Annotated in this window: 14 protein-coding genes; 9 read left to right on the forward strand and 5 right to left on the reverse strand. The window is 41.8% G+C overall.

All coding sequences use genetic code 11. The features are described from left to right. Positions 1-76: 76 nt before the first annotated feature. The 3 genes from QGT46_RS06340 to QGT46_RS06350 all read right to left on the reverse strand — a co-directional run bounded on the left by QGT46_RS06340 (position 77) and on the right by QGT46_RS06350 (position 2,882). The gene (locus QGT46_RS06340; protein ID WP_148458741.1) at positions 77-826 is read right to left on the reverse strand and encodes a helix-turn-helix transcriptional regulator; all 750 of its coding nucleotides are present in this window, start codon (positions 824-826) and stop codon (positions 77-79) included. Between the two features lie 158 nt (positions 827-984). Beyond that, entirely contained in the window at positions 985-2,619 is a 1,635-nt protein-coding gene (locus QGT46_RS06345) for a recombinase family protein (RefSeq protein WP_301590028.1), read from the reverse strand. Between the two features lie 62 nt (positions 2,620-2,681). Then, on the reverse strand, positions 2,682-2,882 hold the full coding sequence (locus tag QGT46_RS06350; protein ID WP_051405269.1) for a hypothetical protein: 201 nt from the start codon (positions 2,880-2,882) through the stop codon (positions 2,682-2,684). A 397-nt stretch (positions 2,883-3,279) separates the two neighbouring features. Here QGT46_RS06350 and QGT46_RS06355 point away from each other — a divergent pair, with 397 nt between their 5' ends. The 9 genes from QGT46_RS06355 to QGT46_RS06395 all read left to right on the forward strand — a co-directional run bounded on the left by QGT46_RS06355 (position 3,280) and on the right by QGT46_RS06395 (position 11,126). Next, entirely contained in the window at positions 3,280-3,852 is a 573-nt protein-coding gene (locus tag QGT46_RS06355; RefSeq protein ID WP_148458740.1) for a TetR/AcrR family transcriptional regulator, read from the forward strand. Positions 3,853-3,878: 26 nt separating this feature from the next. Continuing rightward, positions 3,879-4,670 (forward strand): class I SAM-dependent methyltransferase, encoded by a 792-nt coding sequence (locus QGT46_RS06360; protein ID WP_148458739.1) that lies wholly within the window; start codon positions 3,879-3,881, stop codon positions 4,668-4,670. Positions 4,671-4,691: 21 nt separating this feature from the next. Beyond that, positions 4,692-4,862, forward strand: coding sequence for a cysteine-rich KTR domain-containing protein (locus QGT46_RS06365; RefSeq protein WP_148458738.1), 171 nt, complete (start codon positions 4,692-4,694; stop codon positions 4,860-4,862). Positions 4,863-5,219: 357 nt separating this feature from the next. Then, the gene (locus QGT46_RS06370) at positions 5,220-5,678 is read left to right on the forward strand and encodes an RNA polymerase sigma factor (RefSeq protein WP_148458737.1); all 459 of its coding nucleotides are present in this window, start codon (positions 5,220-5,222) and stop codon (positions 5,676-5,678) included. After that, positions 5,650-5,853: a helix-turn-helix domain-containing protein gene (locus QGT46_RS06375; protein ID WP_148458736.1), complete on the forward strand. Its 204-nt coding sequence runs from the start codon at positions 5,650-5,652 to the stop codon at positions 5,851-5,853. Before QGT46_RS06370 ends, QGT46_RS06375 begins: the two co-directional genes overlap by 29 nt. An 816-nt stretch (positions 5,854-6,669) precedes the next feature. Continuing rightward, complete coding sequence (deoC, locus tag QGT46_RS06380; RefSeq protein ID WP_148458735.1) at positions 6,670-7,362, forward strand: deoxyribose-phosphate aldolase; 693 nt, start codon at positions 6,670-6,672, stop codon at positions 7,360-7,362. 13 nt (positions 7,363-7,375) lie between these two features. After that, positions 7,376-8,389 (forward strand): Gfo/Idh/MocA family oxidoreductase, encoded by a 1,014-nt coding sequence (locus QGT46_RS06385; protein ID WP_148458734.1) that lies wholly within the window; start codon positions 7,376-7,378, stop codon positions 8,387-8,389. Positions 8,390-8,407: 18 nt separating this feature from the next. Further along, the gene (locus tag QGT46_RS06390) at positions 8,408-10,255 is read left to right on the forward strand and encodes a PTS mannitol transporter subunit IICBA (protein WP_148458733.1); all 1,848 of its coding nucleotides are present in this window, start codon (positions 8,408-8,410) and stop codon (positions 10,253-10,255) included. Positions 10,256-10,361: 106 nt separating this feature from the next. After that, on the forward strand, positions 10,362-11,126 hold the full coding sequence (locus QGT46_RS06395) for a DeoR/GlpR family DNA-binding transcription regulator (protein ID WP_024726677.1): 765 nt from the start codon (positions 10,362-10,364) through the stop codon (positions 11,124-11,126). Between the two features lie 114 nt (positions 11,127-11,240). Here the strand turns inward: QGT46_RS06395 and QGT46_RS06400 are convergent, their stop codons facing one another. Both QGT46_RS06400 and QGT46_RS06405 read right to left on the reverse strand, forming a co-directional pair. Next, the gene (locus tag QGT46_RS06400; protein WP_006565614.1) at positions 11,241-11,444 is read right to left on the reverse strand and encodes a cold-shock protein; all 204 of its coding nucleotides are present in this window, start codon (positions 11,442-11,444) and stop codon (positions 11,241-11,243) included. A gap of 159 nt (positions 11,445-11,603) precedes the next feature. Next, positions 11,604-12,029: a hypothetical protein gene (locus QGT46_RS06405; protein WP_024726678.1), complete on the reverse strand. Its 426-nt coding sequence runs from the start codon at positions 12,027-12,029 to the stop codon at positions 11,604-11,606. Positions 12,030-12,151: the final 122 nt, after the last annotated feature.

The raw sequence follows: 12,151 nt of genomic DNA on the forward strand, positions 1-12,151 counted from the left end.
GTTTTACTGCCTGTACTTTGTATTCATGGTCATATTTACGTGCCACTTTGAATACCTCCTTATTCTCTTGGTTTTATTATGAAATCCTTGAGAATAAACTGTCAACTTTTTTTATACCACACCATTCAAGAGGAGATATAACTTTAACCTTATCAAGCATACTAAATACAAGTTCATTTGTCCATGCTAAATCTGATGTATAAAACTGTATTTGTGATTTCTCAGAAGAGCCCTCCACTTTATGAAAGAAAGAAGCATCAATTTTTGATGATAAAGAAAATTCGTCTTTCTGGTCATACTCAAGCACAACCTTGACATATCCATCTCGATATTCTTTAGAAAATAAATTTGCTCCATATTTTGTGTCAAATTTAATTATATCAGTTGGACGCTTCTGAAATTTAACATCTGCTATTTCAAAAGAAACAATGCGGTTAAGCCTAAACATACGAAAATCTTTTCGCTCTTGACAATAGGCGTATAGATACCATAATGAACATTTAAAAACCAGTTTATGTGGTTCTACAGTCCTAACTGTACGACCTTTATTAGAACAATATTCTATTTTTACGCAACATTGATTACAAATTGCTTGATGTAAAGAAGTTGCTTTTTCATAAGTGAATTCATCATTAAACCAAGAGGAAAGATTAATAACATACTGACTTTTGGTGAAAATATCCTTTTCTGGAACAGGAACAAGTTTTGCAATTAAATTCGTGATTGCTTCGTCCTTTTCAATACTATTTAATGCATTTAATGCTGTATATATTTTTTCAGTATCAGCAAAGGATAGAATATTTGTATTTATTTTATACTCTTCCATAATGGATATTCCACCGCTAATTCTAATACGGTTATCTTTTTTGTATTGGTAAGAACGGAAAGTATACCTAATAATCGTTATGTTTTTCGTTATAGGGAAGTATTTTCGATTAAGGCGGTATAGCCCCGATTACAAGGGCTTTACCGTCTTTTGAGTTTCTATGCGCCTTGCCGTTTCGGTTGCGTGTCAGAAAGGAAATTGATTTCCCCGACAAAGTTGAAAACAATATCTACTTTCTGTACCCGTTTCCCATCCACCTTTTCCGGCGCATGGACTATGATTTTTTTGATAAATTCGTTGACGATTGTTGGTGTGAGTTCCTTTATCCCCACATACTTGCGGATAATCGCGGAAAAGCTGTCAAAGTCGCTTTTGTTCTGTTCATAGGTATTGACTTCCTGCTGTTCGGACTTGACCTTTTCTTCCAGTTCCCGCTGTTCCGCTTCATACTCTGCGGATAGTTTCAAAAATCTTTCGTGACTGATTGCGCCGCTTATGTCGTCCTCATAAATCCGCTTGAAGATACGGTCAAGTTCTGCTATCCGCTTTTGTGCCTGTCCGACTTCACGTTTCCTGCGCTTCATTTCCTTTTCTGTTGCGCTTGAACGTTGTGCATACATCATTTCCCGGAAAGCCGTAATGTCGTCATAGAAAAGGGCGGTCACATCAAATATTCTACCCCATACTATCTGCTTCAAGGCTTCCTCACGGATAAAGTGAGCCGTACAGCTTCCCATGTTGCTTTTGTACTTTGCACAGCGGTAATGGTCTTGTCCTTGCCGAAAACTCTTGCAAGTAGAAAAGTGTAGCTTGCTCCCACAATCCGCACAGTACACCAAGCCGGAAAACAGCCCTTGTCGGTCTGCCTTTTTAGGAGGGCGACGTTTGTTCGCCCTTAGTTCCTGTACCCGTTCAAAAACGGCTTCTTCTACAATAGCTTCATGGGTATTGCGGAAGATTGCCTGCTGTTCCTTTGTGGTTGGAATCCTCTTTTTCAGCTTGTGGGATTTGGAATAGCTTTTGAAGTTCACCGTATGCCCGCAATAGTCCATACGCTCCAACATTGCCGCAATCGTACTTTCATGCCATTGATACGGGTTTTCGGGAAGCGGTTTCCCTTTCTGCTTTGCGTGATAGGCTTTAACGGTTAATATGTTTTCTGTCTTTAAGGTTCTTGCTATCTGCATAGGGCCTTTTCCGGCAATACACATGTCAAAAATCCGCTTCACCACAGCGGCGGCTTCCTCGTCCACAATCCATTGCTTTTTATCGGTAGGGCTTACCATGTAGCCATAGGGCGGTTTTGTCAGATGTTCCCCCGCCATGCCCTGCGCCCGTTTGATTGCCCGTACCTTTTTGCTTGTGTCTTTGGCGTAAAAATCGTTAAACAGATTGCGGAACGGGGTAAAATCATTGTCACCCTTTGCGCTGTCCACACCATCATTGATTGCGATATAGCGTACATCACGTTCCACGAAAAAGATTTCCGTATAGTAGCCGACTTTCAGATAGTCACGCCCTAATCGTGACATATCCTTAACTATGACCGTCGCCACGTTTCCGGCTTCAATTTCCGCAATCATGCGGTTAAAATTTGGTCTGTCAAACGTCACTCCCGATACACCGTCGTCAATGAAGAAAACGGGATTGGAAAAGCCATTGTCCGCCGCATATTTGGAGAGGACTGCTTTCTGGTTCACAATGCTGTTGCTGTCGCCCTCTAACGTATCTTCCTGCGAAAGACGGGCGTATAATGCTGTTATCTGTCCGGGCTTATTTGTATTTGCTGTCATGTGTTCATTCCTCCTGTAATGAACGCCCGACAAACAGTAGTGCTGTACTTATTATACATCGCCTATCCCTGTTTGTCATTGGGCGTTTTGACGGTTTCCGATTTTATGAGCCGTATCATCTTGTCGCGGAGCCGTTCCGAGCCGCCGCAGGAGGTAGACACTTCATAGTATGTGCCGCCGATTTTGTAGCAAACGGTTTCCTCTGTTGGTTTCCTGTTCTGCGGTACAAATTCACTATCCTTGATTTCAATATCCCATTCCATTCTTTTCCCTTCCTTTCCGTATTTGTTAAAGTGAGAAGTTTCGGAGCAAGCATAGGAAAAGAGTACCCTTTTCCGTAAATCTGCCCGTTTTCGCCTGCGGCTTTCGGACAGATTTTGCTTGTTGGGAAGAATCCCAAACCCCCTTGAAAATCCTCTCATTACCTACAACACCGCACAGGGCGGAAATGACGAAGTTTTGAGAGAAATTCTTCAAAAAGTTTTCCTTGTTCCTTAATACGGGGAAGTTTGGGAAATGCCAAAAGCTTAGAAAAATAAAACTTACTTTTTTTCAGAAAGAGGAAAATACGAAAATCCTATTGACATTTCCCTTTTTTATATGTTACATTAGTTATGCAACTATTGTAACATATAAAATTTTGTAAAAAGAGGTAATGATATGCCACCCAAAGTCAAAATAACAAAATCCATGATTTTGAACGCTGCTTTAAAGATTACACAAGAAGCAGGATATGAAAGCATAAACGCAAGGAGTATAGCAAATAAGTTGCAATGTTCCACACGCCCTATGTTTACCTGTTATGAAAACATGGAGGAATTGAAAAAGGATTTTCTTGATTTTGCTTTTGAATACTATAATCAGTATGTTGCTAACTACAATGCATCTATGAAAGTAAAACCCTGTCTGCTTCTGCCGCTTTCCTATATTGCATTTGCAAAAGAGGAAACATATTTATTCAAACTTTTATTTATAGATGATATGGATTTAGATATGGTCGTAGCTAATGATTTTTATAAAGAAATCGGTAATGTGGAAAAGGCAAAAGCATTTTCAAAAATGACAGGTATAGAATTAGAGCGTGCAAAGAAGATATTTTTAGATTTATTCCTTTATTCTCATGGTATCGCTGTCTTGACTGCAACAGGGAAAATGTCATTGGATAATGATGATATAGAAAAAATGCTGTTAAACTTTTTGTCTGCTTTTGCGGCTGAAAAGGATATTAAATAATATTTTCAAGAAAGGCAGGTATCAGAATGAAAGCAAACCAATATTTAATCGACTTCTACAATAACTATGACGAGGATAGGCGTCTTGAGCAAAAACATGGTTCAGTAGAATTTCTTACCACCATGCGTTATATACAGAGGTATTTGAAGCATGGTAATCGTGTACTTGAAGTTGGTGCTGGTACAGGACGATATTCTCATGCGTTGGCGCGTCAGGGCTATGCAGTTGACGCAGTAGAATTGATAGAACATAACATAGAAGCTTTTCAAAGAAATACTTTACCACATGAGAATATTTCTATTATTCAAGGAAATGCCTTAGACTTGTCTGCTTTTCCGGACAATCAGTATGACATTACACTTCTGTTAGGCCCTCTGTATCATCTTTATACGAAAGAGGATAAGAGGCAGGCCATTCGTGAAGCAATCCGTGTAACAAAGCAGGGAGGCATAATTTTTGCCGCATATGTTATTTCCGATGGTTGTTTGCTTGACGAGGGATTTCACCGAAACAATATCAATGTTGCTGAATATGTAAAAAATGGGCTGCTTAATGCTGAAACATTTGCCGCAAAATCGGAACCAAAGGATTTGTTTGAGCTTGTTCGTAAAGAGGATATAGATGATTTAATGTCGATATTCCCAACAACCAGACTTCACTATATTGCGGCGGACGGTTGCTCTTTATTTATGCGAGAAGCTATTGATGCTATGGACAGTGAAACATTTCAACTATATCTGAAATATCACTTTGCTATTTGTGAGCGCCAAGATTTATTAGGAGTTACGAGCCATGCAGTTGATATTTTTAAGAAGTAATCTTAAAGAGGGAGTGATTCAATGCAGACTTTGCAATGGATACGCTGTCCTGTCTGCGGAAATAAAACGAGGCTGCAGATACGGGCAGACACAGAATTAAAAAATTTTCCTCTTTTTTGCCCTAAATGTAAACAGGAAAATTTGATTGATGTAAAAAAATTAAATATAATCGTTATTAGAAAAACTGAATAAAAGTAAAGAGCCAGACGCACATAAGACGCAGAGCCGACAGACTTGTGGTAAATCACAGTTTGTCGGCTTTCTTTATGTTCAAAAATAGTGAGCATTTCTGTAAATTTTACAGATTATATATTGCGTATATTAGCAGGAGTTATGATGAAACACAAAATATGTCAACAAAATAGGATAGTTAATGACCTGCCAAAAAAAGCCAAGTTACCGGCAAATACTATTGTGTCTGTGAGTATGAATACACATATCATTTAGTATGTCTTAATAACTCATATTACCCAAGAACCTATGCGGATAAATTCTGCATGGGTTCTTGTTGTAATAGCCCCCTACCGGGAAGAAAGGGGGTGAGAGAAAATGAGATATTCTGAACAGTTCATAGAGCATATTGAATATGCGTTCAATGCGTTCTGTAAGATTGTCCTGCGCTATGAAGCAATCAACGCATGGCGGGATTTGAAGCGGAAAGAAGCAAGGGAAATATCCCTTGAATATCTGATGTCGGAAAGATTTTTTGAACCGTCTGCTATGGATAGTTACTTTGAAAAACAGGACAAGCCGACTGCATTTCTTGTGTTGAGAAAGAAAGTGATAGTTGATAATGAACAGTTAGCAACAGCATTGTCAAAATTGCCGAAATTAAGACGGGAAGTCCTGTTGCTTTATTACTTTGTCGGCTATCGTGATGAAGCAATCGGCAGACTATACGGGCGTTGCAGAAGCACGATAAACAGCAGACGAAATATTGCACTGAAACAGTTGCGAAAGGAATGGGAGAAACTGGAGCATGAGAAACAAGAAGCTGATACCTTTTGAAGTAATCGAAAAAGCGGTTGCCGGAGAGCCGGAAGCAATAGACGCAGTATTACGGCATTATACAGGATACATCAAGTATCTGTCTAGGTATAAGGGGCATATCAATGACGATACACAGGACAGACTAAAAGCAAAACTGGTTGAAGCTATATTAAAATTCCGCTTCGACCGTTAGGAAGTAGCAAAGACAGGAAAAGCTGTCAAGGGTAAACTTCGCGCTACGCGCCCTTGACAGCTTTTCCCGCCTTTGCTTTTGGTCAGTCAAGAGGACGAAATCAGTAAACTGCTTTCGCCCTCTATTTATTATGGGGTTTGTTACGCAGTAGGAGTTATTTTGCCCTTGATTTATGCAGGTTTGCGGGCGTTGAAATGACGGGGTAAGGGTTTTATATGTCTGCCCTCAAAAACGGCGTTCTATTGCGTAACAGAAAAGCAGAGAACCGACCACTAAAGAAAGTGATATATTCTCTGCTTTTGTTTGCACCCTGTCTGTCAGCGTTATTGATAAGTTGTTGTGAATACTTCCTTATCACTATTAACCTTTGTGTTTTCATGCTCATAGTTGTTTCTCCTTTTTAGACCATAATATAAAACCAATCCAAATTAAATAATATTATATCACTCCAATTCTAAAGAGGTAAAACTTGAAAGTAAAGAGTGCAAATCTAATATTATATTTGCACTCTATTCGATATTTAATTGTATTGAAATTTTACTACTACCAGTGTACGCCCCTGGGGATATGGGATAAATAAAAACAAACATTGTATTAGGGCATGCAGAAAACAGACAGATTTGTTCTGTTTGTGTAATATGAATAATTTATTGAATGAGGAGAATTCTGTGTAAACATACATGAAGTTCTTATTTTTTTTGTCTTCATTTCCATATAACTTTCATTAAGTTTTATTTTCTTTTATTTTTACTTGAAAAATGAAAGTTAATATGATAATATACAAGTATAAAATAAAAGATAATAAAAGAAAACAAAATGGAGGAATCAGAAATGAAGTTAAGTGCAGATCAAATAGCAGGTATGGTAGACCACACAAACCTGAAAGCTTTTGCCGATGAGGCAATGTTCGAAAAACTATGCGGTGAAGCCAGAGAATATGGTTTTAAGATGGTGGCCATCAATCCTGCGCAGACAGAACGGTGCAAACGTCTTTTAGAAGGGTCTCCGGTTCACGTAGGGGCAGCCATAGGATTTCCGCTGGGACAGACAACTCTGGAATGTAAAGTATTTGAGACAAAAGATGCCATCGAAAAAGGCGCGGACGAGATCGACTATGTCATCAACATTGCAGAATTAAAGAACAAAAATTATGACTACATAAAAAAAGAGATGGAAGAGATCGTGGCAGAGTGCAGAAAAGCCGACGTGATCAGCAAGGTCATCTTTGAAAACTGCTACCTGACCGATGAAGAAAAGGTGAAAGTAGCTGAAATAGCAAAAGAAGTAAAACCTGATTTTATCAAGACATCAACCGGATTCGGTACAGGAGGGGCTACGCCGGAGGATGTGAAGCTCATGAAGACCACAGTCGGTGATGAGGTGAAAGTCAAGGCTGCAGGAGGAATCAGAGATTTAAAGACAGCGCTTCAAATGATCGAAGCTGGAGCGGAGCGTCTGGGAACCAGTGCGGGCGTGGAAATTGTGGAAGAATTAAAAAAACAGGACTAAAGAGGTGGACAAAATGAAGAAGGTTAGAGTATGTTTGATCGGTTCCGGCAGAGCAGGGATGATTCACGCGAGAAATATGGCGGGAAGTGTTCCGGGCGGAGAGATCTATGCCACATGTGACCCGGATATCAGCACAGCCGAAGCCGCGGCAGAGGAGCTTGGAATCGGGACTTATTACCAGGACTATAAGCAAGCGCTCAGTGATGAACAGATTGACGCAGTGATCATTGCCTGCCCGACCAAATATCACAGAGAAATCGCAGTGGCTGCGGCCAATGCGGGAAAACACATTTTCTGTGAAAAGCCTATGGCGATGAATGAAGAAGAATGTGACGAGATGATCAAAGCCGCAGAGGACAACGGCGTAAAGCTCCAGATCGGATTTATGAGACGGTTTGACGACAGCTTCAGGGAAGCCAAAAAAATGATCGAAGAGGGAGAGATCGGGGACGTGGTCCTGGTGAAATCCCACACGAGAGGGCCGAGCAAGCCGCGTGAGTGGATGTATGACATTGAAAAAAGCAACGGCCCGCTGGCGGAGGTGTGCAGTCATGACATTGACACGGTACGGTGGTTTGCAGGAGGTGAATTAAAGAGTGTCTATGCATTGGGAGGGAACTTCCGGAATAAAGAGATCGCAGACCAGTATCCGGATTTTTATGACAATGTAATCGTGAATGCAGAATTTGAAAACGGAGTGCACGCCTGTATTGAGGGAGCACAGTATGTGCAGTATGGCTATGATGCCAGAGTCGAGATCCTTGGCACAAAAGGGGTGATCTGTATCGGGGATATGCATGAAAAGAAGATTACAAGTGCCAATGAGACTCATGAGCTTAAGAAACCTGCGATGCACAGCTGGACTCATCTGTTCAAAGATGCGTACCTCCTGGAAGACAGAAGTTTTATTGAAGCGATTTTAAATGACGGCGAAGTGGAATGCAGCGGCCATGACGGAAAAATGGCAGTGAAAATTGTGAAGGCGGGGAATGAATCAATTGTACAGAAAAAAATAGTTATGCTATAAGAAGGATAGGAGGAAATTATGGGGAATGAAGCGACAGGATTCCGTGCCAGGATCCAGAAGTTCGGAGGAGTTTTAAGCGGCATGGTAATGCCGAATATCGGGGCATTTATCACCTGGGGACTGATTACGGCGATGTTTTTAAAGACAGGCTGGTTTCCAAATGAAAAGATTGCCGTACTGATCGATCCGATGTTAAAGTATCTGCTTCCTACTTTGATCGGATATACGGGAGGAAAGAATTTTTACGGCGACCGCGGCGGGGTCATCGGTGCGGCAGCTACCATGGGAGTTATCGTAGGATCTGATATTCCGATGTTTATGGGAGCCATGATCATGGGGCCTTTGGCTGCTCTTTGCATGAAACAGGTGGACCGTTTGTTTGAAGGCAGGGTAAAACCGGGATTTGAAATGATCGTCAACAATTTTTCCTGCGGGATTCTCGGAATCTTTTTAGTACTGGCAGCATTTTTTGCGATCGGACCGTTTGTGCAGGTATTAAACCATGTGATGTCTGCCGGTGTAAATGTCATCATCGATCACGGCCTTACACCTTTTGCGAGTATTTTTATTGAGCCTGCGAAGGTTCTGTTCCTTAACAATGCTATTAACCACGGAATTCTTGGACCTCTGGGAATCACCCAGGCAGCAGAGGCAGGAAAATCAATCTTATTTATCCTGGAGCCGAATCCGGGTCCTGGAGTTGGAGTTTTGCTGGCCTATACATTCTTTGGCACAGGGACAGCGAAAAAAACAGCGCCTGGTGTAGCAATCATCCATGCGTTCGGCGGAATTCATGAACCTTATTTTCCATATATCCTTATGAAGCCTCAGATGATCCTTGCATCTATCTGCGGTGCGGTGTCAGGAAACTTTATTTTCCAGATGTTTGACTGCGGACTGGTAGCAACCGCTTCACCGGGAAGTTACTTTTCCGTGCTGGCAGTGGCACCGAAATCTGACTATCTTCCGATCATTGCCGGAATGCTCATATCCACTGCCGTATCATTTGGAGTCGGCGCGTTTATCCTGAGACTCTGCCGTGACTCCGATGAAGAAGCGCTCCAGAAGGCAGTGGCAAAGAAAGACTCTATGAAAGCAGAAGGCACAGGAGGCGGAGGCCGTATCGGTGCACGGGAAGTCATTGATTTTACAGGGAAAGTCATCAAAAAAGTATATGTGGCATGTGACGCAGGGATGGGTTCCAGTGCCATGGGAGCCTCTATACTCAAAGATAAGGCAAAACAGGCAGGTCTTGATATCGAGGTGAAAAACGTGGCGATCCCGAATCTTCCGGCAGACGTGGATGTGGTTGTCACCCATGAATCACTGACGGAGCGGGCTATGAGAGAGCGTCCGGAGGCCATACATATCTCCGTGGATAACTTCCTTTCCAGTCCAAAGTATGATGAGATCGTAAGAAAACTGACAGAGGAGAAAAATCCTCTTCCAGTACTGAAAAAGGAAAATATCAAAGTGACAGATCAGCCGAAAACAAAAGAAGATGTAATCCATATGATTGCGCAGATGCTCTTAAAAGACGGATATGTCACAGAAAGCTATGAGAAGGGCATGCTTTTAAGGGAAAAAGAAAATCCGACCAATCTGGGCAACGGAATCGCTATCCCGCACGGTGTTCTGGAGGCCAAGAAGGAAATCAAGGCATCGGGTATTGCCGCATTGATCGTACCGGACGGAATACTCTGGAATGACGAGACAGTGAGACTGGTTATCGGGATCGCAGGAGCCGACCAGGAACACCTGTCTATTCTTTCAAATGTCGCACTCACTCTGAATCAGGAGGAGGCAGTGAGAAAGATTGTAGATGACAGGGACGTAGAAGAACTATATCACATTTTGACGAAATAGCAGAAGCAAAGCTGCGGGGGCGGTAGTTCCCGCGGCTTTTCCTTTTGAGGCCGCTGTGCTATAATTTATCTTAACAAAAAGTACACGAAAAGCACGGAGGGATCGCATGTTTGCAGAAGAAAGAAAAGAAAAGATCATGGAGCTTCTAAGGCAGAATAAGAGGACGAGCATCGGGGAGCTCACCGAAATGTTTCAGGTCAGCGGAACAACGATCCGTACTTACCTCACAGAGCTTGAAAGAGCTGGAAAACTCATCCGGACACACGGAGGAGCCATGCTGAATGAAGATGTCCTGGACATGGAAGAGTCCATCTCAGCGAGAAAAGATAAACGGATGGAAGAAAAGCAAAAGATTGCAAAGACTGCCAGAGCAATGATCGAAGACGGCGATATGATCCTCCTGGACAGCGGGACGACGACGCTGGAACTCGCCAAGCTCTTAAAGGATGCAAATAATCTGACGGTGGTGACCAATGACCTCCAAATCGCTTTGGAACTTCAGAGACATCAGGGGATTTATCTCATATTTTTAGGCGGTCATGTGAGAAACTATTTTGAATGTACGGTGGGCAACATGGGACTTAAATTTTTGGAAAATCTGTCTGCAGATAAGGCATTTATGTCTGCCAATGCCCTGTCCCTGGCCAAAGGTGCCACCACGCCGAATCTGGAACAGGCAGAGATCAAAAAAGGGATGATGGGGATCGCAGAGTGGAAATATCTTATCTGTGACAGTTCAAAGATCGGAAAACGCACCATCTGTTCCTATGCAAAAGCGGAGGAGTTCCACCGGCTGATCACCGACGCACAGATACCGGACCATGCAAAGGAGGTCCTGGAAAAGCAAGGAATAGAAGTGGTTTGTTCCTGAAAGGATAAGGAGGGAAGGCCGCAGAATTTTCTATGAAATAAAGAATCCCGCAGACAGTGGTGTGCACCGTCTGTGGGATTCTTGCAAAATCTATTTAATTCAAAAAGAAAAAGATTAAGCTAATTTGGATACGTTCTCAGCCTGTTTTCCGCGAGGTCCTTCTGCGATTTCAAAGCTAACCTGCTGTCCTTCTTCTAAAGTCTTGAATCCATCACCTGAGATTGCTGAGAAGTGTACGAATACATCGTCTCCGCCTTCCTGAGAAATAAATCCGTAACCTTTTTCTGAGTTAAACCATTTTACTGTACCAGTGTTCATTTGGGTACCTCCATTAAAAATAAAAATTAACATTACTTTCATTATCAGCGAAATAAAAAGATCACGTTCCAGAGGGATACATAGCAATGCAACATCTACCCGGACGTGATCTATACATTCACTAATAACAGTAATTATCATACCACAACCATTGTTTTTTTACAAATACTTTTTTAAACTATCGATACTTTCTTCGTAGAGTTTTACAAGATCAGATGCCATCGACAAATTGTCCTTGGAAGCGTCACAGTTTTTATGAGAACTCTGTATCAGCTGGATCATTCCCATGGTATATCCCTGGATGGACATTTCTGCTAAATGGCTTGTAGATTTGTCGGCGAGGGCTTTCATCTTGGTCATCCATTCCGCATATTTTTTCTGAATTTCGCCGATTTCTTCCGGCTGCTGCATGTCTTTTGTCATAGCCTGTTTGACTCTTGAAAAAAAGTCCTGGAACTGCTGTTCCTGCTGTTCTAGACAACCTTTCAGATCACAGTCTGAGGTGGCCTGGGTGAGCTCAGGCATGGTATTTAACACCATCTGAAGATTTTGATACATCTCGTTTAATAAGTTCTGGTTATCCATAATGAAACTCCTTTCAAATACATCTGTTACAGGTAGCATTTACATAAAACAGAAAAATTATACCCAAAGGGCACATCGTATTTTATGTCCTTTGGACCTGGCGCACTTCGCGCGTTAAGGTG

This window comes from Anaerostipes faecis, assembly GCF_910574135.1.
GTDB lineage: Bacteria > Bacillota > Clostridia > Lachnospirales > Lachnospiraceae > Anaerostipes > Anaerostipes hominis.